Source organism: Novosphingobium hassiacum, from assembly GCF_014196055.1.
Classification (GTDB): Bacteria; Pseudomonadota; Alphaproteobacteria; order Sphingomonadales; family Sphingomonadaceae; genus Novosphingobium; species Novosphingobium hassiacum.
This window is the reverse complement of record NZ_JACICY010000010.1, coordinates 39017-62460: the sequence shown is the minus strand read 5'-3', so window position 1 is coordinate 62460 and position 23444 is coordinate 39017. Positions and strand designations below refer to the sequence as shown.

The window sequence follows — 23444 nt, the reverse complement described above, 5'->3', positions numbered from 1 at the left end:
CCTCCTGCAAATTTCTTGGGAGGTGGCAATGATAAGAGTTTCTCGACTTCTGGCGACGTGCGCCGCAGTAGCTGTGTCGGCGTCGATTTTTTCGACAAGTGGTCTGGCGCAAGCCGCCGCACAGGCAGGCGCCGAAGGCGTTGACGACGCGCCTGTGAGTGGTGACATTGTGGTGACGGCACGGCGCCGCGCCGAAGACATTGCGCGCGTGCCAACCACGGTGGCAGCACTCGGCGCCGATGCGATTGCAGAGCGTTCGATTGCGACGCAGTCGGATCTTCAGGCTGCTGTTCCCGGACTGATCGTGCGTGAAACCCAGTCCAATAACCAGCTGAACTATTCCATTCGCGGCCAGACAGTCGATGCCTTCTCGGGTTCGTCGACTGCCGTTGTCCCCTACGTCAACGAAGTTCCATTCGTGGCAGGCGGTGTAGCATCTTTCTTCGATCTTCAGTCGATCCAAGTGGTGAAGGGCCCGCAAGGCACCCTGTTCGGTCGCAATGCGACGGGCGGAGCGGTCCTCTCGATGACGGCCAAGCCGACCAACGACCATTCGGGCAATCTGCGGCTCGGCTATGGCAATTACAATGCCATCAATGCCGAAGGCGCGTTCAACATTCCCTGGATCGAGGACAAGGTTCTCTTCCGCGCCGCGTTCAAAATCGCGCGTCGCGACGGCTACATCGAGAACGTCTATCGCGGCCCCGTCTTCAACGACAATAACAACCGCGAACTGGGCAAGGTCGACAGCACGGCCCTGCGCGGCACGCTTCTGCTGCGCCCTTCGGAGACCATCGAGAACACGCTGATGGTGCAGTACGAGGCGACGCGTGGCAACAACTCGGGCACGCGCCTGTTCTCGTTCAACACCTGTGGAACCAAGGGGCCGGACGGCTCCCCCCTCGTGTGCAACGCCCATTTCCTGTTCGGTCCCCAGCTTGACGCGAACATCGGCTTCCCGGGAGCATGGGCAGCCGTCCTGGCGGCAAACCCCGGCTACGATCCCGCCGGCATCCAAGGCGTGCTCGCTCGCCAGAACAACCAGCTTGGTTTCTGGCAGGTAAATGACGCCATGCCCTCGTTCCACCGTGGCGAGGACTGGGCTGTGACCAATACCACTACGGTCGATGTTTCCGACACGCTCAAGGTGAAAAACATCTTCGGCTATTCGTCAGCCCGTGCCATCGATTCAACCGGCCAGTCGGGTACGCCGTATCTGCTGATCTCCAACTTCGACATCAATCGCCCAGCCGGCGGTGCTTTGCGCAATTTTGGCAACGAAGTGTCGAACTCTTCCGTCTCGGACGAATTGCAGCTTCAGGGAACGGCATTCGACGATGGTCTGGACTACATTCTGGGCGGCTATTTCCAGGAAATCCGTAACCGTACGATCTTTCCGCAGAGCTATTTCTCTCTCTCGCCGGTCATCCCTCCAGCGTCCACGACATCGCATTTCACTACGGTTGACCGGACATACGCAGCTTTTGCCCATGCGACGGTGGACCTTGGAAAGTTCGGCCTGCTCGATGGGTTGAAGTTCAGCTTTGGCGGGCGCTATGCCTGGGAGAAAATCTCACTGAATCATGAGCGTGGCGGCACTTACTTTGGTCTGACCACTCCGGACGCCAAATTCGATCGGGCAAGCTGGAACGTTGGTCTGGAATATCAGGCTAATAGCGATGTCATGCTTTATGTGGTTGCGCGCGAGAGCTGGCGCGCAGGTGGCATCAACGGCGTTGCTCCGCCAGCACTGAGCGCCACGCTGACCAACACCGACAAGTTCCTGCCGGAAGTTGCGCAGGATTTCGAAGCAGGTGTGAAATACAGCGGTATGCTGGGCGGCTTGCGCAGCCATGTTTACCTTTCGGCCTATACGATGCGCGTCAAGAACGTGCAGCGCGCGCTTTTCCCGGCAAACCCGGTCAACCCGGCGCTTGGCTCGATTGCGGTTACGGTGAACGTCCCCGAGGCACGCATCAAGGGACTGGAAGCGGACATTGGCGTCAAGCTGGCTGACTGGCTCGAACTCGGTGTTAACGGCGCGCATACCGATGCCGAGTTCACCAAGAACGTGGCACGTCCGTTTGGCGTTCCCACGCTGTTTGGGCCTGTGGCCGACGTGCCGCGCTGGTCGGGATCGGCCTATGCGACGGTCACCGTGCCGATCACCGAGACAGCAGACGTAAAGCTTCGCGGCGACGTATACAGCCAGTCGAACTTCTACTTCTCGAACACGGCGCTTTCGTTGACGCCGCACACGAAGCTGCCCGGCTACACGATCGCCAACTTCCGTCTCGATATCGACGGTCTGCTCGGGGAAGGTTTTGGCCTCGGCTTCTGGATCCGCAACGCCTTCAACGAAAAGTACTATGTGGGCGGTCTTGCACAAGGCGGGTCGCTGGGCTCGAACTCGGCAAACGTCGGCCGTCCCAGAATGTACGGCGCGGAAATCCGGGCAAAGTTCTGATGGTGGACTGCCCGGTGAGCGAAAGTTCACCGGGCAGAATGCCTTTACGATCAGGTGTGCACGCGCTGTTCAGTACTCAACCCCGCTTGTCGTCTTGGCCCATGCCGGGATGGCCAGTCGGCAGCGGGCGACTTCTTCCATCAGCCACTGACGGAAAAAGCGGACGATCCTGCGCTCATAACCCTGCGGTTTCTGGATGTAGATCCCGCCGGGCGGTCGCGAGGCGATCTCGAATGGCGCAACAAGGTCGCTGTCCCCGACTTGCTGGTACAGCGACGCGGTGCCCACGCCCTGTCCGTGTCGGACTGCCGCCATCATCAGCATGAACGAATCGAAGCGAAGCCATGTGACGCCTGTCTTGTCGGACAGGCCGGCTTTCGCAAACCAAATGTCCCAGCTCGAAATCGGTGCGCTAAGGTCTATCAACCGGGCCCGCAGCAGATCTTCCGGTGCAACGAGCGCCAGCTGATGCACAACGGATTCAGTGCAAACCGGCGTACTGATCCACGAAAACAGCTTTTCGATCTCGGCACTGTCATCATCGACGAAGCGCGGCTCGATGACTATGTCGGGATGGCCCACTCGGCGCTTCCGCAGCGTCGAGAACTCCAGCGTCACGTCCGGAAACTGACTGGTGAAGCCGGCGAGCCGAGGTGAAAGCCAGCTTGCAAGAAACGACGGCAGGCTGAGGATCTTCAGCTCGTCGTTGTCCATGGCTATCGCTTTGGTAGCTTGCCGGACGATCTCCATACTGGGCAGAAGATGATCCCTGTAGCGAGCCCCGGCCGGGGTAAGAGCAAGCTTGCGCGAACCACGGACAAACAGTTGCGCGCCGACCTCTTCCTCGAGCGCCATGATGCGCCGACTGACGGCTGATACGCTGATGTTGAGATTTGTCGCGACAAGCCTGAGGTTTAGCGCTTCGGCTGCTGCCAGAAACGCCTCGATGCCACGGAACGAGGGTAGCCTGTCTGGCATTGCAGTCCTTCCAATGAGAAATAACCAAGCCACATGAGCGTCTACGTTTTCGCAACGGTCGTTGACAAGGTTGCGATTGCCTATGCCTTCTCGAGACCATAGAAAACTCGGCACCAGCGACGTTGGGCGTGTTGCTACGGGAATTCGGTGTGTTGCGATTTGTGCATCATGCAACACTGCATGGCGCAAGAGCCGCACCTGACAAAACGACCTTTTCCGTGGGCAGTTCGGCGTCAGTGCCAACGCCACGGGAGGGTGTTTAGCCCGGGCAGTGGAGGAGGAAGATTTTGGCTGGCGATATCTCTGTGGATTCCGGTTCCGCGGACTCTGCGCTTTCCCAAGCCGCTGCGCGATCGGCGGATGTGGGAAGCAGCGGCGCGGCCGCCCCATCCGGCAACCTGTATGATCTGTTTGCCAGCCGCTTTGCGGCTAATGGCGCAGCAGCCTGTCTGATCCTTGAGGACGGGGCAGTCATTTCGTACGCGAAGTTGGCCGACGATGTCGGAAGGCTGGCATCTTTGCTGGTCGGGCGCGGCGTCACACCGGGCGATCGCGTGATGGCGCAGGCACCGAAAAGCGCTGCATATCTCATGCTGTACCTGGCGACGTTGAAAGCAGGTGGTGTGTTCGTTCCGCTCAACAGTGCGTATACCTCTGCCGAGATGGACTATTTTCGCGCAGATGCGGAACCGGCCCTGTTCGTCGATCAACCCGAAGCGCTGCTTGCAGAGGCAAGCAAGCAGCGACCGCTCGGACAATCGGTTGCACGCGAAGCCCAAGATATCGCGGTGCTGATTTATACCTCGGGCACCACCGGGCAACCCAAGGGCGCGATGTTGAGCCATGGCGCGCTCGCCACCAACGCGCTGGGCCTGATCGATGCGTGGGCCTTCACGCCGGACGACGTTTTGCTTCATGCCTTGCCTGTGTTTCACGCGCATGGCCTGCTGATCGCGACCCATTGTGCGCTGTTGACCGGAAGTGCGATGCTGTGGCTGGCGAAGTTCGACGTCGATGCGGTGCTGGGGCAGCTTGGCCGCGCGACGGTGATGATGGGCGTGCCGACGTTTTACACGCGGCTCCTTGCCGAACCACGTTTCACGCGGTCCGCAGCGATGAATGTGCGCGTCTTCATTTCGGGTTCCGCGCCACTGCTCGACGCCACATTCGAGACTTTCGAGGAACGCACCGGCAAGCGCATACTTGAACGGTACGGCATGTCCGAATCCATGGTCATTGCCTCCAACCCGCTGACGGGCGAACGCCTCGCCGGCACAGTGGGCTATGCAGTTGCAGGGACCGAGATCCGCGTTGACTGCGCTGAGGGCGATGCCGGCCCGATCCAGATTCGTGGTCCCAGCGTGTTTTCCGGCTATTGGCGCAAGCCCGACAAGACCGCCGAGGACATGACCGCCGATGGCTTCTTCGTCACCGGCGATGTGGGCGAACTCGACGCAGATGGATGCTTGCGTATCTCGGGCCGCGCCAAGGACCTCATCATTTCGGGCGGATACAATGTCTATCCCAAGGAGGTCGAGCTTGCGCTCGACGCGATGGAAGGAATTGAGGAAAGTGCCGTTATCGGTGTGCCTCATCCGGATTTCGGAGAGGCGGTCGTCGCGCTGGCGATTGGACGTGGCGATGAAGCCGAGGTTCTGGCGCATTTGCGCGAACGGCTTGCGCGCTTCAAATGCCCCAAGCGCATCATTTTCGTCGATGAACTCCCGCGCAACGCGATGGGCAAGGTGCAGAAGAACCTCTTGCGAACCGCCTATGTGGATTGCCTCGCCGAGCCGCAGGAAGGTGCCTGATCTTCCGTGCTCATGGTGCGTGACATTCTGGTCGCCACATATCCTGTGAACAGTGCGCGCCAGCCTTCGACGACCAAGCTCTCGGCACAGGCCTGCAAGGACCCAACTTTGACGCAAACACCAACACCGGCGGCTGGCAGCGAGTTTGATCGCTCCACGGCATGGATGACGCTGCTCATGCTGACCGGGGCTAACGTGCTCATGTCGCTGGACCGTACCATACCCCAATTGGTGGCCGAGCCGGTGAAGCGAGAGTTCGGCCTCAGCGACGGTCAGCTCGGGATGTTCATCGGCCTTGCCTTCGGTGTGTCGTACGGCGTTGCAGGGCTCCTGCTCGGCCCCGTGATCGACCGTTACAGCCGCAGGAATTTCATCGCCGCAGTCCTGGCAATCTGGAGCACGATGACGTTTATGACCGGCTTTGCCGTCAACTACGTCATGCTGCTGCTGACACGCGGTGCACTCGGGGCTGCAGAGGCGGGCGGTAATCCTGCTTCCATTTCTATCATCAGCGACGTCTTTCCCCCGGCCAAGCGATCGAGCGCGATTGGCGTGTACAAGGTTGGCGTGCCATTGGGCATCCTGCTGGCCAGTGGGCTTACGGGGTGGCTGGCAACGGCCTATGGATGGCGCGCGGTCTTCTTCGCAGGGGGATTGCCGGGTCTGCTGTTGTCGATCCTGATCTTCTGGCGGCTGCGTGAGCCGTCTCGCGGGCAATTCGACGCGGAGACTCCGGCCGGCACCTACCAGGCCGCCTCGTATCGCAGCGCGCTTGCATTTGTGTTCAGCGACCGCCGCATGGCGCCTTTTGCACTGGCGCTGCTGCTCTCGGTTTTCGCCGGCGCGCCGCTCTCGGCGTTCGGCGCATCGCTACTACAACGAAATCATGGTTTCAGCCTTCAGCAAGTAGGACTGTTCACTGGCATCGGATCGGCGCTTGCGCTGGTGAGCCCGTTTCTCGTGGGCCTGTTGGCCGACCGGATGGTGCAGAAAGGACAGCATCGCCTGTTCCTTTTGTTGAGCGTGCTGAGCTTTGCCACGCTGGCTGCCGCCGTTGGTATGCTTGTCGCGCATGAAGCAGTCGTCGTCGTGATCTGCTTCGTGGGCTGGCAGTTCCTGTCACTCGGGCTTACCACGCCCGGCATGGCGGCCGTAATCGCTCTGACCCCGGTCGGAATGCGCGGGACACTAGTGGCGCTGATTTCTGTCGGCAACATGTGCATCGGCTTCGGGCTCGGTCCGCTCGCTGTCGGCTATGCGTCGGATATGATCGGTGGCGCAAATTCGCTTGGCATCGCCCTGCTGATCGTGACCGGCAGTGGGTATGTGATTGCGACTGCCCTGTTCCTTCTGACTGCACGCAGCGCGCAGCGCCTGTCCCTGATGCACGCACCAAGCAGCACAGCAGCCTGACCTGAGAGGATTGAAGATGTCGGATGAAAAGCAGGCGGTAGCCGTACGGCAGGTCCGATGTGAGGTGGATGGCGCTATCGGCTGGTTGCTGATCGACAATCCTGCCCGCATGAACGCGATGTCGCTTTCGATGTGGCGCGATCTTGAAGTTGGCGCCACCCGGCTCGCACAAGATGCTTCGATACGCGTGGTTATCGTGACCGGCGCTGACGGGCGAAACTTCTGTGCTGGCGGCGATATCTCGGAGTTCAGCGCGCTGCGCGCGGATGCCTCGGCGCTCGACGAATATGACCAGATCGGACGGATGGCGATGGCCAGTCTGAAACGCATGGAAAAGCCCACGATTGCCATGATCCGTGGCTATTGCCTTGGTGGTGGTATGGGCTTGGCTGCGTCCTGCGACATCAGGATTGCCGCGCACGATGCGAAACTGGGCATCCCTGCCGCCAAGCGTGGCTTGAGCTATGATCTCCAGGGCCTGCGCCAGCTGGTTGCGCTTGTCGGTCCGTCGCAGGCAAAGCGGATCATGTTTTCCGCTGCCAGTTTCGATGCGGCCGAAGCGTTGCGGATCGGACTTGTTGACGAGGTCTCGGCTTCGGACGGTCTGGCCGACCACGTAAAGGAGGTGGCCATGGCGTTTGCAGGAAACGCCCCGCTTTCGATCGCAGCTTCGAAGTTCATCATTGATATGATTGTGGGCCCATCGGGCGATCTGGACGAGGCGGCATGCCGGACCCGCGAGGCGCAGTGCCTGCAAAGCGAAGACTATGCAGAAGCAACCCAGGCCTTCCGCGAAAAGCGCGCCGCGATCTTCAAGGGGCGATAATGATGGACACGCAACGCCTGCCATTTTCTCATCTCCGTATCCTCGATCTCACCCGAGCCCGGTCTGGACCGACGGCCGCACGCCAGTTCGCAGACTGGGGCGCAGACGTCATCATGATCGAGTCGCCGGATGGCGGTGACGAGCTGACCGGCGGGAGGCACAGTCCCGATTTCCAGAACCTGCACCGCAACAAGCGCAGTATACTGCTGAATCTCAAGGACGAGGGCGACCGGGCCGTTTTCCTCGATCTTGTGCGCAGCGCCGACGTGCTGCTGGAAAACTACCGGCCCGACGTGAAGCACCGGCTTGGTATCGACTACGAAACGCTCCATGCGGTGAACCCTCGCCTGGTTTATGGTAGCATTTCGGGGTTCGGCCAGGACGGGCCGAACGCAATGCGCCCCGGCATCGATCAAATTGCGCAGGGCTACGCCGGGCTGATGTCGGTTACCGGCATTCCCGGCCAAGGGCCGGTTCGGGCCGGTTACGCCGTGACTGACAGCGTGGCGGGGCTTTACTGTGCGCTGGGTGTGATGACTGCGCTGATCGATCGTGAGATCAGCGGTGTAGGCCGATGGGTGCGCACGTCGCTGTTGGAGGCCGGGATTGCGCTGCTCGATTTTCAGGCCGCGCGCTATCTTGCCGAAGGGGTGGTGCCCGGTCAGGAAGGCAACCAGCACCCGACCGGCGTGCCGATGGGCATGTTCGCCACGGCTGATGGACATGTGAATATCGGAGCGGCAACCTCCGCGACATTCGCAAAGTTCGCCAGAGTGGTGGGACGGACGGAGTGGTTGGAAGATCCGCGTTTCGCCGATGCCAGTGCGCGCTACCAATCTCGCGATGCGCTGCGCGAGGAAATCGGTCACGCGCTCGCGCGCCGGACCAGCGCCGAATGGATCGCGGACCTGGCCGACGAGGGCGTGCCGTGCGGCCCGGTCTATGGCCTTGACGAAGTGTTCGCCGATCAGCAGGTCCAGCATCTCGGCATGACCCGCAATGCCACTTCGGCGACGCGCGGGGCCCAGATACTGGTGAGCCAGCCGATACAGATCTCGGGCATTCCCTTCGTAGTCCGCACGTCCGCACCTGAAGCAGGGTCAGATGGCGATGCGGTCATCTCGGCACTTCGTTCAGGTGGCCATAGCTGATTTCAGCGCTGGTATCCTTGCCATTTTAAAGACGCCGTAGATTAACCGGGATGGCGGACATGTGCGGCATCGCGTTGATGGCTTCGTAGTGGGTGCTGGTGTCGATCAGCCGGTTGACCGCAGTTCCGCTTGCTTCGACCGGTGCGTTGCTCCCCGATGGATCGCCCCAGCCGTGGGCGATTGAGACCACCCCTGCGCGCAGGCTTTCATCGGCATCGGCAATGGCCACTACGCGACCATGGGCAGATGTGATCTCGATCTTGTCGCCCGCAGCGATTCCCAGCTCCGCGAGGTCGGACGGGTGCAGGAAGGCCGGGTTGAAAGGCGTTCGCGCACGCACCGTATCGACAAAGCGACCGTTCGAGTTGAACAGATCGCGCATCCGGCGCGAGGAGAGCAGGTGGGTGAACGATTGCCCCTTGCGCAACCACTGCCCGGGAGTGGACCGATCGGTAATGAAGGTGCGCAGTTCGTCGGCGACGTCATCAGGCATGGGTGCAAACTGCCCAGATGATCCTGGATCGCTTGGCAGCACGGTCGTCTGTTCAATCACGGCGTGGAGCCCGTGAGGGTGCGCTTTCAAGGTCTCGAGTGAGTGCGGAGCCCCGGCCAGGACCGTCTCAAGCAATTCGTCGGTCGTTGGCGGCGTGGCCATGTCGAGCGGCTTGACCCCGCAATAGGTGATCGTGCGGCCCAGACGCTGCGCCAGCGACCAGAATACGTACCAGTCTTCCACGAGATCGGCGCCAACTGGCGGGGCGATGACGGGCGGGGTGTATTGCGACCAGGCTCCGGCCCAGTTGGCAAAACCCGGAAGATACATCGGAAGATCGGCCCGCTCGTACTGCATCATTGGCGGCAGGATGTAGTGCGCGAATTTGGTCGTAGGCGTGGGCCAAGGGTCGATGCAGACGAGAAGATCAAGCGATGCCAGCGCGGCTTCGGTCTTTGGCTGATCGGGCCACGAGGTCATTGGATCGCCGCCGTCAATTAACAGTGCCCGGATCTGGCCTTCGCCCGGCGTCAGGATCTCGTCGGCCAGCGTTGCCGTTGGGCGATCCTGAAACAGTCGCCGCGTGCCGCGGATACGGCTTGGGCCGCTTGCTTCCCAGAACCGCGTTGGTCCCATGGCTTGCGCCTTGAGCTGGCCGTTGGGTCCCATCCCGTTGATCTGGTGCACCGGATCGCCTTCGCGCAAGTAGCGGCCGCAAATGATATTGAGCGTCTCGATCAGATGGAAGGCAAGGTTCGAATGCGGCGCCATCGAAGTGCCCGTAGCCGCAGCGGCGCAGCCGGTCTGCGCGTCGCGAGCGAACATCTGTGCCACCTGTCGCAAAGAACCCGGCTCGATGCCCGCACGCCGTTCGACCGCGCCCTCGGTCAGTGGCTCTACCGCGAGCTGCAGCGCCGCCATTTGCTTCTCGCCCACCCAGCGGTCGCAGAAATCTGCATCGTGCCAGCCTTCGTCAAGGATCAGCCGGATGAGTCCGCCCGCGATGGCCGCGTCCTGTCCGGGGTAGGGTTGCAGTGCGATATCGGCAAAGTGGCCCGTCTCGGTCCGGCGAGGGTCGACCGTGATTAGCTTGAGGCCGCGTTTGCGCTCCTTCTTCAAGGTGCGGACGGGGTCCTCCTGCAGAAAGCCGAGCTGTGCATGGCTGACCAGCGGATTGGCGCCGAACAGCAACGCCACATCCATGTCGGCAAGTGCGGGGTAGCCTGCGCCCCATGTGCCAAGCCGCCCGGCGGTGACCATCTTGCCGGACTGGTCGATCGTTAGTGTTGAAAAGTACTGGTCGGAATCGAATGCCGCAAGGAAGCTTGGCAACATGTAGAAGCCGGCGATGTTGAACATGCCGCCGTTACCGAGAAAGATGGCCATGGCGTCGTTGCCATGCGTGTCGAGGACAGCACCCAGCTTCTCGGCAATCTCGGCCAGAGCCTGTTCAGAGGAGATCTGGACATAGCTTCCGTCGGCCAAGCGCTTCAAAGGATGCAGCAGGCGGTTGCGGCCATGGTGCGATGCAGCGGGCTGACGGCCCTTGAAGCAGGCATAGCCACGCGACAGCGGATTCTCGTCGTCGCCCCGCACCCCGACGATGCGGTCATCGTTGTCGATGGTCAGCACCACGCCGCACCCGCCAGAGCAGATGCGGCAGAAAGAGATCGCTTCGCGCGTTGTTGCGTCCGCTTGTGTTGCCATGACGTGCAATCTCCCCGGTATCATCGTTTTCTATTGCGTGGTCAGACGATACGCAGGTCTCCGCAGCGCCAAACATTGTGGCCTGATCGGACAAGGCAGGACACGCAAGAGACCGCCTGCAGACAAGCGCCGACGCGGCAGGGGCCGCGAACGGCATCCTGCATCACAGGCTGCGGCCACCATCGACGATGATCGTCTGCCCGGTTATATAGCTTGCAAGCGGCGAGACGAGATAGAGCGCAGCATTTGCAACGTCTTCCGGCAAGCCCAGGCGTCCAAGTGAAATGCTTTCGACTGCAGCTTTGAGCCGGTCAGGATGCTCGGTGGTCACGGCTGTCATCTTGGTGGCGATCATGCCGGGTGCGATGCCGTTTACGCGCACACCTTCACGCCCCCAGGCATCGCCCAGAGTGCGAGTGAGGCCTACAACACCGGCCTTCGATGCCGCGTAGCCCGGGTTTCCGATCACCGACTTGTAGGCGCCGATCGAACTGATCACGATGATCGAACCCTGCTTTGCGTGAATCGAAGGATAGAACCGGGTGCAGCAGTGCATCACGCTGATAAGGTTTATGTCGATAACGCGGCGGAAGGTCTCGATCTCGAACTCCTTGCGCCGGTAGACGACCGTCCCTTGCGCCAGAACGAGAATGTCCAGACCGTCGGGAAACGTCCCGGCAGCATCGATCGAGGCAGGGTCGGAAACGTCGACCTGCTCATATTCGAGACCGGTCAAGTCCGATCCCTTTTCGCCATCATAGTCTGCCGCACTCGCCCGCGTGCCCCACACGCGAACTTGTGCGCCCTGACTGCGGAAAAGCTGCGCGATGCCGTTGCCGATGCCGCTCGACCCGCCGACCACGAGTGCGGTCTTGCCCTCAAGGCCCAGCGTTTCCGCGCCTATGCTCATCTATCGTGTCCTTTTTCGTTCGTTCAGGGCGCGTTGGTCGGATCGGGACCGGCCATGTCGGGACGCTCGGCCAAGGTGGGCATTCGCGTCAGATGGTTGCCGCCGCTCACGGGCAGGTTGAGGCCGCTTACGAAAGAAGGTCCGGCCAGCCACAAGGCGGCATCGGCATAGTCTTCAGGCTCGCCGATCCGCCCGAGCGGAATCTCGCGGGTATAGGCCTTTTCCATGCCATCTACGGCCCACAGGCCTGAAGCCATGTCACTGCGGATCGGGCCGGGCTGGATGGAATTGACCTTTATGCCGCGCTGTCCGTATTCGATGGCCGCATAGCGCACCAGGCAATCGGTTGCGGCCTTGGCGCACGCATAGGAATAGACGAACTCCATCGGCTGTGGCGCCGCCATCGACGAGAAAAGTATGATCGAACCACCGTCGGTCATGGCCGCAGCGCTGTGGCGGATGAAGTGGACGCAGCCGAAATAGTTCACGTCCATCGAGGCGTGCGCGTCCTCGATGGGGGAGGCGGCTATCGTGCCCCCCATCGGCAAGCCAGCCGCGTTTACGGCGATGTCCAGCTTTCCGAACCTGTCGATGGTCTTGGCCACCAGCGCGGCGACCTCGGCCTCGTTGGCCACATCACAAGCGACTGCCATGCCTCCGGTCAGCCCCGCCAGTTCCTGCAGGGCACTTTCGTTGCGTGCGCCCACGACCAATTTTGCTCCCTCGGCTGCAAAGCGCCGTGCAATTGCCCAGCCACTGCCGCCGGGAGCGGATGCTCCCAGCACGATGGCGACTTTTCCTTCAAGTTGTCCCACAGCCTGTCCCCGTCAGATCGACGCGCCGGCCAGATGGCCTTCGCGAATGGCAACTTGCAGGAAACGCGGCGAATTGGCGTCGCCGACGATCCGCGTATCGGTGTTGCGATCGCTGATCGAGGCATAGAGTTCGCGGTTCGGCTGGTTAGCCGAAACGAACACAACCGTATCCGCGGGAAGGCGGCGCACATCGGCGTCATCGGTAAAGTGGGTCGGGCTGACTAACACTTCGTTTTCGGTGAACTCTACCGCGCGGTGACGGATCAGGTAATCGAACGGTTTGCCGCGCATGCGGGTAAGGAACGGTTCGACCATCAGCGGCGCCTGTGCAAGCTGTGCAAACATGCGCAAACGCGTCACATACGTGACCGAAAGGCCCGCAGCGATCAACTGTTCGGCTGCAGCCAGCCCTTCGTAGTGGCCGACATCATCGATCACCACGGCGGTCTTGCCCAAGTCTGCCGGCGGTTGCATGAACAGGTCGAATGCCGAGATTACGTTGCGTCGGTTGAAGTTGCGGATTGGCTGGCCAGGATGCGAGTGCTGCAGCCCGTCCATGCGCGGGAACGATCCGGTGGCCACGATCACCGCTTCGGCACCGCTTGCCGTGACGTCATCGGCGTCCATGTAGGTTGAAAGCTGGACCTCGACGCCGAGGCGGAACACCTCTGCCTCAAGCCATGTGGCAATATCGACCATACCGTGGCGCGTCGGCGCTTTCGCTGCCGCCCGCAGCGTGCCGCCCAGGACAGGGCTCGCTTCGGCAAGCGTGACCTTGTGACCGCGAAGGGCCGCTACGCGGGCAGCTTCGAGTCCGGCTGGCCCGCCGCCAACGACGAGGACCTTTTTCGGTTCGGCCGCAGGCGCAAGCAGCGCGTCTCCGCGATAAAGTTCATGGCCGTTGCCCGGGTTCACCGTGCATTCTAGGTGGCCATGTTCGGTTGAGACTTGCGCCACGCACGCCTGATTGCAGCCGATGCACGGACGCACTTCTTCCGCCTTGCCGGCAAGGCTTTTCGTAACGAGATCGGGGTCAGCGATCATCGCACGCACCAGCCCAACCATGTCTCCATCGCCCGCACGGATGACCTGATCGCATTCCTCAAGCGTACGGAAACGGCCCACCACCATGGTTGGCAGCTTGACCTTGCGGGTGATCGGAATGCTGGTCGGCAATTCATAGCCGACCGGTTCGTGCATACCGCCAACCATCTTGGTGTAGCTGTTGTAGTTGCCGACCGACACGTTGATGTAGTCGGTAAGCCCGCGTTCTTCGAGCATCAGCGCGATCGCCAGATTCTGGTCTTCGTCCACACCATTGACGGTGAGGTCCGGAGCGAGCCGCACGCCGACCACGAAATCACGCGAAACCGCGCTGCGCACGGCTTCCATCAGTTCGATCACAAAGCGTGAGCGCTCCTCGACCGTTGCGCCGCCGTATTCGTCCTCGCGCAGGTTGGTGTTGGCCGACAGGAACTGGCCGGGCAGGTATCCATGCGCACAGTGAACGTCGACGCCATCGATCCCCCACGCTTCCATGCGGCGCGCGGCGGTGGCGTAGGCCTCGATGATTTCGGCAATCATCGACTTGGTCATTTCGAGCGGGACGATACCGACTTCGACACTCGGCGTCGCACTTACGCCCCAGGGCGGGCTGCCATCCTTGGGCATGCCATGGTGCCCGGCGTGCCAAAGCTGCTGGAAGATCTTCATGTCGTACTTGCGGCCCATATCGCCCAGCTTGCGATAACCGGGCTCAAGCTCTGCCTTCCACAAGTCGATCGCGAGCGGGCTGGTGGGGTGGACCGAGCCGACTTCGACGATCGACAGCCCGGCGCCGCCCCGCGCACGCGCTTCGTGATAGGCGATCAGGGCATCGCTCATGCCGCCCTTGCCGAGGATGGTGGCGTGGGCAGGCCGGAAAATACGATTCTTGATCGTGGTCCGGCCGATTTGCAGCGGCGTGTGGACGTGAGTGTAGTTCATGATTCTAGACCTCTCCATTGCTGCCTTGTTCCCTGCCTTTGGCGGGGGACCGACAGGTTATTTTGCGCGCAGCTTTTCAACCGTTGCGGCCAGATCGGGGCTGGCCATGGCTTGCATCTCGTATTCCAGGCCGACTGCAAGCGCCTGTGCCGAAAGCATGCTGGTGATCCGGGCGAATGCGCGCTTGGTGCCGTTGATGCCGGCTGCAGGCATGGCCGCGATCCGCTGTGCCAGCTCTCGAGCCTTGGGCGCCGCATCTTCCGGATTTTCGACCAGTTCGGTCACAAGGCCCCAGGCGAAAGCTTGTTCTCCGGTGATGATGTCGCCCGTAAGCAGGTAGCGTTTGGCCCGGTTCACACCGATCGACTGCGACCAACTGATGATGCCGCCGTCTCCGGCCACAAGGCCGACGTTGACGTGGGTATCGGCGATCTTTGCGCCCTTCCATGCCACGACGATATCGGAAAGGGTCGCAATCGTCGCGCCCAGGCCGATTGCTGCGCCCTGAATGGCCGAGACCACCGGGATGTGCAGTTCTACTACGCCGTTGAACACGGCCTTGGCATACTTGACCATGTCGGCACGGATTGCCTGGCTGGCATGCGCTTCCAGCATTTCACCGAAATCGCCACCGGCCGAAAATGCGCGCCCTTCGGCGCTAAGCACAAGTGCCCGGATTTCGGGAACGCGGTTGGCAACCTCCTCAAGCGCGGAGGCAAACTCGATATGGGCCGGCATATCGAACCGGTTGAGCAGATCGGGCCGGGTAAAGCGGACCTCTGCCACACCATCGGAAAAAGTCAGCGCAAGGGTTTGATAGGCCATCGAGTCTTCCAGTTGTTCACCAAATGACACCTTAGCCGTGACCTGCGGGCTAAGACAGCAGCAGGCTTGTCTTGGGATGCACAGTTCTATGCGCGGGATTGTTACCTGCCAACCAATGCGCGACAGATCGCCTCACAGTGAATTTCGGTGATGAAAACCGGGAGAGTTCAATGGCCAGACTAACAGGTAAAGTGGCGCTCGTGACAGGCGGAGCAAAGGGGATCGGCAACGCTATTGCCCGTCGTTTCGTTGAGGAAGGGGCACGAGTTGCTCTTGCTGCGCGGACGATCGAGCAGGCGTCGGCTGCGGCACAGGCGCTGGGCGAGGGCGTGCTGCCGCTGGCGCTGGACACCACCAGCGATGCGCAATGGCGCGCCGCAATCGACGCGATCGACCAGGAGTGGGGGGGGCTCAACGTGCTGGTAAACTGCGCCGGCGTTACCATCGGTGCCAGCCTCGTCGATACAGACGATGCCAACTGGAACCAGCACATGGATGTCAACTTGCGCGGCCCGTTCATGGGCTGCCGTGCGGCGATCGGCCTTATGGGGCGCGATGGAGCGCCGGGAAGCATCGTCAACATTTCGTCCGCCTTCGGAGTGCGCGTCACGCCTGGCTTTGCAGCCTACAGCATCAGCAAGGCAGCCCTGAACGCGCTGACACGTGTTCTCGCACTGGAATGCGCGGCCCAGAAGCTGCCGATCCGCGTCAACACGGTAATCCCAGGCGGGATCGAGACCGAAATGTTCGAAGAAGAACTGCGCCGCACCGGAATGGAGCGCGACAAGGCCTACGCCTTGTTTTCGCGCATTCATCCGATGGGACGGATCGGCAAGCCGGAGGAAGTGGCGGAAGCTGCCACGTGGCTGGCGTCCGACGCTTCTTCGTTCACGACCGGCGTCGAACTTGCTGTCGACGGCGGCAGCACGATCCGCACATGAGGGATGCAATGATGAGTGGACAATCAGACAAGAGCGCGATCGTTTTTGGCGGATCGGGCGGGCTGGGCGCTGGTTGTGTTCGTGCGCTGGCCCGTGACTGGCCCGTGATCGGCATCGTCTACCACAACGGGCGCGAACGCGCCGAAGCGCTCGCCTCCGATTTGCCCGAGGGTTGCCGCGGGTTGCCCGTGCAGTGCGACACCACCAACAGCGCTTCGGTTCGCGCTGCGGTCGAGGCGGTCGTCGCACAAGGTGGGCAACTGGGGTGCGCTGTCTATTCGGCCGGCATCGCGATCGACCAGCCGTACATCTCGGAGATCTCCGAAGACCAGTGGCGTGCGGTATTCGAGGCCGAGACGATCGGCTTCACCCGCATGCTGTCGGTCGTGCTGCCAATGTTTCGCGCGCAAAGCGGGGGCAATATCGTGGCGGTCACCTCGATGGCTAACACCCGGGTAATCATAGGCGACACGATCTCCGCAGCGCCCAAGGCGGCGATCGAAGCGCTGTGCCGCGGGATCGCCAAGGAAGAGGGCAAGTACGGCATTCGCGCCAACACCGTTGCACCGGGGGCGATGAACTCGGGACTGGGCGAGCAGTATATGGCGGAGCGCTGGACGCCCCAATTCTGGGAAGGCTTCCGCAAGTCGATCCCGCTACGCCGTTTCGGCCTGGCCGAGGATATCGGCGAAGCGGCGGCGTTCTTCGCTTCGGATCGGGCAAGCTACCTGACCGGGCAGACGCTGATCGTCGACGGGGGCTACACCCTGTAATCCGTCAGAAGTACGTGCGGGCCGCCGCCCGAAGGCAGCGGCCCGTAACGATCATGCCTTTGCAGCGTCTTCGATTTCCTGGATGTTGGTGCCGAGCCCGGAACTCCAAGCCCCGTCGACGGCAAGCTCGGCACCGCTGACGTAGGATGCCTCGTCGCTGGCCAGGAACAGGCTGGCGGCCGCTACTTCGGCAGACTGCCCCACCCGTCCGAACGGAATGCCAAGGTCCTTGGCAAGCTTCGATGTGTCCGGGTCAGCAGCGGGATTGAGCATCGGTGTGTCGATCGCGCCGGGGTGCACCGAATTGACCCGCACGTTGAATGCGGCCCCTTCAAGCGCGATGGTCTTGGTAAGGCCTCGCACCGCCCACTTGCACATGTCATAGGCGCTCATGCCGGTAGTGCCGCGCAGGCCGTTGATCGAAGAGATGTTGACGATCGAACCCTTGCGCGCCTGCTTCATCAAGGGCAGCACCGCCTTGATGCCCAGAAACGGGCCGACGCCATTGACATCGAACAGACGGCTGAGATCGGCCCGTGTCGTATCCTCGATCGGCTTGAACAGGGGAATCGCGGCATTGTTGACCAGAATGTCGATCTTGCCGAATGCCGAAAGTGCCTCGGCCACGACTTTTGCCCAGTCGGCCTCGTTTGAAATGTCGTGCCGGCAAAAGCGGGCACCGTTACCGATGCTGGCTGCAACCGCCTGCCCTTCTTCCTCCAGTATGTCCGTCAGCACGACCGAACAGCCTTCGGCGGCGAAGAGACGCGCAGTGGCCTCGCCCTGACCGCGTGCTGCTCCGGTGATGATTGCGACTTTGCCTGCAAGACGTGCCATTGATTTGTCTCGATATTTTGAAGTGAATGAAAAGGATCGGCCAGTCGATCAGCCGGAGTTGTGGGTGAACTTTCCAAGTTCGCCCTTGGCTTCCTGCGCTATCATGTCGGCAGCGATGAAGCCAAAGACCATGGCAGGACCGATGGTGCCGCCGGCACCCGGATAGGCATTGCCGAATGGCGAGCCCGAAGCATTGCCTGCCGCGTAGAGGCCAGGGATCGGTCGATCGTTGCCATCCAGCACGCGCGCCTGCGCATCGCACTTCAGGCCACCCTTGGTGCCAAGGTCGCCGAGGTTCACGGGCATGGCATAGTAGGGCGCCTTGTCTATCGAACCAAGGCAGGGATTCGGCTTCAACTTGGGATCGCCAAAGTTGCGATCATAGGCGTTGCCGCCGCGTCCGAATTCCGGATCGACGCCAGTCTTTGCGTAGCCGTTCATGCGCGCAACGGTCGCTTCGAGCTTGGCGGGATCGAGATCGATCTTCTGCGCCAGCTCCCGCACGGTTGGGGCCCGGAAGATGTACTGGTCCCACCACGAAGCAGGGATCTTGCTGTCGGGCATCAATGCTGTCGGCATGATACCGCCCGCAGTGAACTTGTAACGGAAGGTCGCGTCGAAAATCAGCCAGCAAGGGGTGTTAGCCCCGGTTTTCAGCTGGTCTTCGAGCATGCCGTTGCCAAAGCGATCGTAGCCGCAGGCCTCGTCGACGAAGCGGTCGGCGTTGCGGTTGACGCAGACGCTGTGCGGACGGCCGACGTCGAATACGGCTTGATGGATCTCTTCAAAGTTGGAAGCGGTGGTCAGCGGCAGCGACATCGTCGGGACCCACCAGCCGGTCTCGGTGAACTCGGTCGCCGCGCCCAGCGCCATACCGGCCTCGAGCATTTCACCGCGATTGGCCTCTTCGGGCGTGCTGCTGAAGCGTGTGTCACCCGGGATCGTGAAGAAGCGATTGCGCAGTTCCTGGTTCCATTCGAACCCGCCTGCACAAACGATCACCCCATGGCGCGAGCGTACGGTCCGGCGCTTGCCAAACCGTTCGATCTCGACGCCGGTAACCTTCTCACCTTCGACGACGAGTTTCTTGACGCCCCAGCCGATCAGAAACTCTCCGCCCATGGCGCTGTAGCGTTCGACCAGCGGACCGATCAGCGCGGCACCAAGGCTGAACGCGCGGTCACGGCGATCGAGCCTGCGCGTACTAAAATCCAGCCAATAGCGCCCCATCACTTTAAGCACTTCGCGAATCCAGCCCGGGCTGCGGGTCGAGATCGTGTTGGCTTCCATGAAATCGAGCGTGTAGCGGTTCATCAGCTTGAAACGTGTGAACTGTTCGCGCACCAGCGGGAACAGCTCGCCAAGGCGGCGGCCATCATACTTGGGGAAGACAACAGAGCGATCGGCACGGGCGCCGGGCGCTTCAGGGTAGTAATCGGGCCAAGGCATGACCACCGGCTCCATGCCGATCTCCCGGAGGAAGGCGATCATTTGCGGGCCGGTTTCAAGAAAGGCGTCGATTCGATCTGAGCGGACGGGGCCATTGGCCACGGCGTTGATGTATTCGATCGCCTGCGCGCTCGAATCATCAGTGCCAAGGCCATGGTTCGGAATCCACGTCACGCCGCCGGACGTGGCCGAAGTTCCGCCGATCTTGTGGGCCTTTTCCACGACAAGCACCTTCAGGCCCTGCTTGGTGGCGCGTACCGCGGCCGTCATTCCGGCTGAGCCTGACCCGGCGATTATGACGTCGTAAAGTTCGCTCATGTAGCTCTCCCAGTTCGAGAGTGGCCTATCCGGTCAAATCGTCTGCCACGACATTGCGTACTCGATTTGCAAGTCCCGCAACGTCTCAATTCAGCTGGGGGCAAGTGCCCTGAAGACCTTCTGCTATAGCCAGCCTCGCTCGCGGGAGACCGCGATGTGGTGGGCAATCTTAAAGCAGGACCTAAACCCTTGGCAGCGTTCGACCTCCCGCGTCCCGGTTTCATGGACAATGAAGACATCCGCATGTTCGAGGACATGGTCGACAAATTCCTGGATGAGCACGCCGATCCGACTGCGCAACGTCGCTGGCGTGAACAGGGGTATGTGGAACATGATACTTGGCGCAAGGCCGGCGATGCGGGCATTCTGGGCGCGACCATTCCCGAAGTTTATGGCGGGTCTGGGCTGGATTTCCGTTACGATGCCGTGGTGATGGAGCGGCAGGGCCGGAAGAACGCTCTGAACTTCGCCTATTCGCTGCACACGACGGTGGTGGCGCCCTATCTTTACTATTACGCAACGCCCGAGCAGTGCCAGCGCTGGCTGCCCTCGGCCATTTCGGGCGAAACCTTGCTCGCGGTGGCGATGACCGAGCCTGGGGCGGGATCTGACCTGCAGGGCATGCGCACGACGGCACGGAGCGATGGCGACGATTACGTGATCAACGGGCAAAAGACGTTCATCTCGAACGGGCACGGCTGCTCGCTGGTCGTGGTTGCCGCCAAGACGGACGTGAATGCAGGCGCAAAGGGCATTTCGCTGTTCGTCGTCGAGGTCGACAAGGTCGAGGGCTTCGAGCGGGGCCGTCTGCTTGAGAAGCTGGGTCAGGAGGGGCGCGACACCGCCGAGTTGTTCTTCAACGACATGCGTGTCCCCGCCGAAAATCTGCTGGGGGGCGTCGAAGGGCAGGGCTTCCGCATGCTGATGGAGCAGCTGCCCAAGGAGCGTTTGGTCATTGCCTGGCAGGCCATGGGCATGATGGAAGCCGCGCTGGAAGTGACAGTGGAGCACTGCAAGGCGCGCAAGATGTTCGGTGGCACTCTGTTCGATCAGCAGAACACCAAGTTCAAGCTGGCCGAATGCAAGACGCGGGCAACAGTTGCCAAGGCTTTCCTGTACAATTGCACCGAGCGGCTGCTGGCCGGCGAACTCGATGCGGCAACTGCCTCAATGGCCAAGTTGTTCGTGACCGAGGCTCAGGCCTTCGTGGTTGACGAATGCCTGCAACTGTTCGGCGGCTACGGATACATGACCGAATATCCCATTGCAGAAATGTACAAGGATGCCCGCGCCTTCCGCATCTACGGCGGCGCAAGCGAAGTGATGAAGCTGCTGATTGCACGATCGATCTGATCGAAATGAACAGAAAAATCCTGAACGGAGAGTTGCATGCCGATTGAATTCCAGATCGACGATGGCGTTGCGGTCATCACCATCAATCGTCCCGAAGCGCGGAACGCGATTGATCGCGAGACAGCCCTGGCGGTTGAGGCGGCAGCGCAACAGGTCAACACCGATCCAGCCATCCGTTGCGCAGTGATCACTGGCGCTGGCGGCAATTTCTGTGCCGGCATGGACCTCAAGGCCTTCTTGCGCGGCGAAGTGGTACGTCTGCCGCAAACGGGTTTTGCCGGTATGACCCAGTCTGATCTACAGAAGCCTTTCATCGCCGCAGTCGAAGGGTACGCGCTGGCGGGTGGTTTCGAGATCATGCTGGCCTGCGACATGGTCGTTGCGGGAAGCACGGCCAAGTTCGGCCTCACCGAAGTGAAGCGTGGGCTTGTGGCCAACGCAGGCGGACTGGTGCGTTTGCCGCGGCAGATGCCGGTGAAGCTTGCCGCAGAATTCGTGCTGACGGGCGAGATCTATCCGGTCGAGCGGCTGGCAGATGCCGGTCTGGTAAACCGTGTCGTCGAGGAAGGGCAGGCCCTGGCCGAGGCGATCAAGCTGGCACAGGTTATCGCGGCCAATGGCCCCATGGCCGTTGCGGTCAGTCGCCGTGTACTCAAGGAAAGCCTTGAATGGTCCGAAGCCGAACTGTTCGAACGGCAGTTCGAGATCACTGCGCCGGTCTTTGCCTCGGCCGATGCGCGTGAAGGTGCAGCTGCCTTTGCAGAAAAGCGCAAGCCGGTCTGGAAAGGATGCTGAAAGTATGAACGGACAGGCAAGACTCGACCACGAGCGGATGACGACCGTGTGGTCGGTTCTTTCCTGTCATGCCGAACAGACCCCCGATCAGGTGGCTACCCTGTTCGAAGGGCGGTCCACGACCTATCGCGAGCTGTCCGGGCAGGCGGCTGCGGTGGCCGCTGCGCTTGTTGGGCAAGGGCACAACTCGGGCGACAGGATTGGCTACCTCGGCAAGAACAGCGATTATTACTTTGCGTTGTTCTTTGCGGTCGCCCGGCTGGGATGTGTACTCGTTCCGCTCAATTGGCGCCTGTCCGAAGACGAACTGGCTTACATCGTCGCCGATTCCGAGATGGCCTGCCTCTTCAGCGACGCGGAGTTTGCCGCGCTCGCCGCGCGCTTGGTGGGGGCTCGCGGATTGCCGCATCGACTGCTTGACCGTGCCATGCTTGAAGATCGGAGCGATGGCGCAGCATTGCCTGCATATGGGGTCGATCCGCAAGCCGTGGTTTTTCAGGTCTATACTTCGGGAACGACGGGACGGCCCAAAGGGGCCATGCTGACCAACCGGAACATGCTCGCGTTGCGAGAGCCCGGTTATCGCGCGGGTCTGGACTGGTTTCCGACGCCGGGCTGTACGATCGGGCAGGTGCTGCCCGTCGCCCATATCGCTGGCACCGCCTATGCGCTGTTTGGTTTTTACGCAGGTGCACGGGTTGTCATCACGCGCGAGTTCGAAGCCGGAGCATTGCCCGGTCTGATCGCCCGCGAAGGGATCAGTCACATCCTGCTGGCCCCCGCTGCCATGCAGCTCATGCTTGAACACCCGGAATCGGCCAGCGCGGACTATTCGTCGCTTGCCTACATTACTTATGGCGCAGCGCCCATTCCCGAAGCGCTTCTGCGCCAGGCGATCGCGCGGATCGGGTGTGGCTTCGTGCAGATGTATGGCATGAGCGAGGCCGCCGGTGGCGTCGTGGCGCTTCAGCCTGCGGATCACACGTCGGGTGTTCCCGGGCGACTGCGTTCGGCAGGAACCGCAATGCCCGGTGCCGAAATCGGCATTGTCGACGATGACTGGAACCTGCTGGGAGCTGACAGCACCGGCGAGATCGTGGTGCGATCAGGATCGGTCATGCCCGGCTACTGGAAGCGCCCCGATGCCAACGCCGAGGTATTTGGTCCGGACGGATGGATGCGTACCGGCGATATCGGGCGCATCGATGCCGACGGTTACCTCTATGTCCTTGATCGCGCGAAGGATATGATCATTAGCGGCGGTGAGAATGTTTATCCGGCCGAAGTGGAGAATGCCATTTTCGGCCACCCCGATGTTGCCGACGTTGCCGTTGTCGGTGCGCCTTCAGCGCGATGGGGTGAGGAAGTCGTGGCGCTGATCGTTCCCCGCGAGGGCACGTCCCCCGATCTGGCCTCGGTGCTTGCCTGGCTTGATGGAAAGCTTGCCCGCTTCAAATTGCCCAAGCAGGTGGTGCTGGCCCAATCCCTGCCGCGCAATGCAGGCAACAAATTGCTTCGCCGCGTGCTGCGCGAACCGTTCTGGCAGGGGCATGAGCGCCGGGTGAATTGAATTGCCCTGAATTGCATTCACAATTG

General features: G+C 61.4%; 17 protein-coding genes and 1 pseudogene. 10 read left to right on the top strand and 8 right to left on the bottom strand.

Annotation, left to right across the window (positions count from 1 at the left end; all coding sequences use genetic code 11):
* Window positions 1-28: 28 nt before the first annotated feature.
* Window positions 29-2467, top strand: coding sequence for a TonB-dependent receptor (locus GGQ88_RS17015; protein WP_183614652.1), 2439 nt, complete (start codon window positions 29-31; stop codon window positions 2465-2467).
* A gap of 69 nt (window positions 2468-2536) precedes the next feature.
* On the opposite strand, the gene GGQ88_RS17010 is transcribed toward GGQ88_RS17015, so the two are convergent.
* Entirely contained in the window at window positions 2537-3634 is a 1098-nt protein-coding gene (locus GGQ88_RS17010; RefSeq protein ID WP_183614651.1) for a LysR family transcriptional regulator, read from the bottom strand.
* A gap of 116 nt (window positions 3635-3750) precedes the next feature.
* On the opposite strand from GGQ88_RS17010, the gene GGQ88_RS17005 reads away from it, so the two are divergent.
* From GGQ88_RS17005 to GGQ88_RS16990, 4 genes are read left to right on the top strand one after another with little or no spacing between them, the layout of a single operon-like run.
* Complete coding sequence (locus GGQ88_RS17005; RefSeq protein WP_343057257.1) at window positions 3751-5256, top strand: AMP-binding protein; 1506 nt, start codon at window positions 3751-3753, stop codon at window positions 5254-5256.
* 12 nt (window positions 5257-5268) lie between these two features.
* Complete coding sequence (locus GGQ88_RS17000) at window positions 5269-6669, top strand: MFS transporter (RefSeq protein WP_183614649.1); 1401 nt, start codon at window positions 5269-5271, stop codon at window positions 6667-6669.
* A gap of 16 nt (window positions 6670-6685) precedes the next feature.
* Window positions 6686-7495, top strand: coding sequence for an enoyl-CoA hydratase (locus tag GGQ88_RS16995; protein WP_183614648.1), 810 nt, complete (start codon window positions 6686-6688; stop codon window positions 7493-7495).
* Complete coding sequence (locus GGQ88_RS16990) at window positions 7495-8646, top strand: CaiB/BaiF CoA transferase family protein (protein WP_183614647.1); 1152 nt, start codon at window positions 7495-7497, stop codon at window positions 8644-8646. Before GGQ88_RS16995 ends, GGQ88_RS16990 begins: the two co-directional genes overlap by 1 nt.
* 25 nt (window positions 8647-8671) lie before the next feature.
* Here GGQ88_RS16990 and GGQ88_RS16985 read toward each other — a convergent pair whose 3' ends face one another.
* The 5 genes from GGQ88_RS16985 to GGQ88_RS16965 all read right to left on the bottom strand — a co-directional run bounded on the left by GGQ88_RS16985 (window position 8672) and on the right by GGQ88_RS16965 (window position 15382).
* The gene (locus GGQ88_RS16985; protein WP_183614646.1) at window positions 8672-10846 is read right to left on the bottom strand and encodes a molybdopterin-containing oxidoreductase family protein; all 2175 of its coding nucleotides are present in this window, start codon (window positions 10844-10846) and stop codon (window positions 8672-8674) included.
* Window positions 10847-11009: 163 nt separating this feature from the next.
* Window positions 11010-11756 carry an SDR family NAD(P)-dependent oxidoreductase gene (locus tag GGQ88_RS16980; RefSeq protein WP_183614645.1) on the bottom strand — a complete coding sequence of 249 codons (747 nt, stop codon included), beginning with the start codon at window positions 11754-11756 and terminating at the stop codon, window positions 11010-11012.
* A gap of 23 nt (window positions 11757-11779) precedes the next feature.
* On the bottom strand, window positions 11780-12571 hold the full coding sequence (locus GGQ88_RS16975) for an SDR family oxidoreductase (protein WP_183614644.1): 792 nt from the start codon (window positions 12569-12571) through the stop codon (window positions 11780-11782).
* Between the two features lie 12 nt (window positions 12572-12583).
* The gene (locus GGQ88_RS16970; RefSeq protein WP_183614643.1) at window positions 12584-14557 is read right to left on the bottom strand and encodes an oxidoreductase; all 1974 of its coding nucleotides are present in this window, start codon (window positions 14555-14557) and stop codon (window positions 12584-12586) included.
* A 57-nt stretch (window positions 14558-14614) separates the two neighbouring features.
* Window positions 14615-15382, bottom strand: coding sequence for an enoyl-CoA hydratase/isomerase family protein (locus GGQ88_RS16965; RefSeq protein ID WP_183614642.1), 768 nt, complete (start codon window positions 15380-15382; stop codon window positions 14615-14617).
* A gap of 170 nt (window positions 15383-15552) precedes the next feature.
* Here GGQ88_RS16965 and GGQ88_RS16960 point away from each other — a divergent pair, with 170 nt between their 5' ends.
* Window positions 15553-16323, top strand: coding sequence for an SDR family NAD(P)-dependent oxidoreductase (locus tag GGQ88_RS16960; protein WP_183614641.1), 771 nt, complete (start codon window positions 15553-15555; stop codon window positions 16321-16323).
* 11 nt (window positions 16324-16334) lie between these two features.
* Window positions 16335-17096, top strand: coding sequence for an SDR family NAD(P)-dependent oxidoreductase (locus tag GGQ88_RS16955; protein ID WP_183614640.1), 762 nt, complete (start codon window positions 16335-16337; stop codon window positions 17094-17096).
* 51 nt (window positions 17097-17147) lie between these two features.
* Here GGQ88_RS16955 and GGQ88_RS16950 read toward each other — a convergent pair whose 3' ends face one another.
* Complete coding sequence (locus GGQ88_RS16950) at window positions 17148-17933, bottom strand: glucose 1-dehydrogenase (RefSeq protein ID WP_183614639.1); 786 nt, start codon at window positions 17931-17933, stop codon at window positions 17148-17150.
* A 48-nt stretch (window positions 17934-17981) separates the two neighbouring features.
* Window positions 17982-19706 (bottom strand): annotated as a pseudogene (locus GGQ88_RS16945) (FAD-dependent oxidoreductase); the annotation flags it as partial.
* Window positions 19707-19922: 216 nt separating this feature from the next.
* On the opposite strand from GGQ88_RS16945, the gene GGQ88_RS16940 reads away from it, so the two are divergent.
* Genes GGQ88_RS16940 through GGQ88_RS16930 form a run of 3 tightly spaced genes read left to right on the top strand, consistent with a single transcriptional unit; the run spans window position 19923 to window position 23418 of the window.
* Complete coding sequence (locus GGQ88_RS16940) at window positions 19923-21053, top strand: acyl-CoA dehydrogenase family protein (RefSeq protein ID WP_246386205.1); 1131 nt, start codon at window positions 19923-19925, stop codon at window positions 21051-21053.
* 36 nt (window positions 21054-21089) lie between these two features.
* A complete protein-coding gene (locus GGQ88_RS16935; RefSeq protein ID WP_183614636.1) occupies window positions 21090-21848 on the top strand; it encodes a crotonase/enoyl-CoA hydratase family protein in 759 nt (252 codons plus the stop codon).
* Between the two features lie 4 nt (window positions 21849-21852).
* Entirely contained in the window at window positions 21853-23418 is a 1566-nt protein-coding gene (locus GGQ88_RS16930; RefSeq protein WP_221214739.1) for a long-chain-fatty-acid--CoA ligase, read from the top strand.
* Window positions 23419-23444: the final 26 nt, after the last annotated feature.

Coding starts and splice junctions, on each gene's coding strand:
- GGQ88_RS17015 (WP_183614652.1), top strand. CDS start 29: ATGATAAGAGTTTCTCGACTTCTGGCGACGTGCGCCGCAGTAGCTGTG.
- GGQ88_RS17000 (WP_183614649.1), top strand. CDS start 5,269: ATGGTGCGTGACATTCTGGTCGCCACATATCCTGTGAACAGTGCGCGC.
- GGQ88_RS16995 (WP_183614648.1), top strand. CDS start 6,686: ATGTCGGATGAAAAGCAGGCGGTAGCCGTACGGCAGGTCCGATGTGAG.
- GGQ88_RS16990 (WP_183614647.1), top strand. CDS start 7,495: ATGATGGACACGCAACGCCTGCCATTTTCTCATCTCCGTATCCTCGAT.
- GGQ88_RS16985 (WP_183614646.1), bottom strand. CDS start 10,846: ATGGCAACACAAGCGGACGCAACAACGCGCGAAGCGATCTCTTTCTGC.
- GGQ88_RS16980 (WP_183614645.1), bottom strand. CDS start 11,756: ATGAGCATAGGCGCGGAAACGCTGGGCCTTGAGGGCAAGACCGCACTC.
- GGQ88_RS16970 (WP_183614643.1), bottom strand. CDS start 14,557: ATGAACTACACTCACGTCCACACGCCGCTGCAAATCGGCCGGACCACG.
- GGQ88_RS16965 (WP_183614642.1), bottom strand. CDS start 15,382: ATGGCCTATCAAACCCTTGCGCTGACTTTTTCCGATGGTGTGGCAGAG.
- GGQ88_RS16960 (WP_183614641.1), top strand. CDS start 15,553: ATGGCCAGACTAACAGGTAAAGTGGCGCTCGTGACAGGCGGAGCAAAG.
- GGQ88_RS16955 (WP_183614640.1), top strand. CDS start 16,335: ATGAGTGGACAATCAGACAAGAGCGCGATCGTTTTTGGCGGATCGGGC.
- GGQ88_RS16950 (WP_183614639.1), bottom strand. CDS start 17,933: ATGGCACGTCTTGCAGGCAAAGTCGCAATCATCACCGGAGCAGCACGC.
- GGQ88_RS16940 (WP_246386205.1), top strand. CDS start 19,923: ATGGACAATGAAGACATCCGCATGTTCGAGGACATGGTCGACAAATTC.
- GGQ88_RS16935 (WP_183614636.1), top strand. CDS start 21,090: ATGCCGATTGAATTCCAGATCGACGATGGCGTTGCGGTCATCACCATC.
- GGQ88_RS16930 (WP_221214739.1), top strand. CDS start 21,853: ATGAACGGACAGGCAAGACTCGACCACGAGCGGATGACGACCGTGTGG.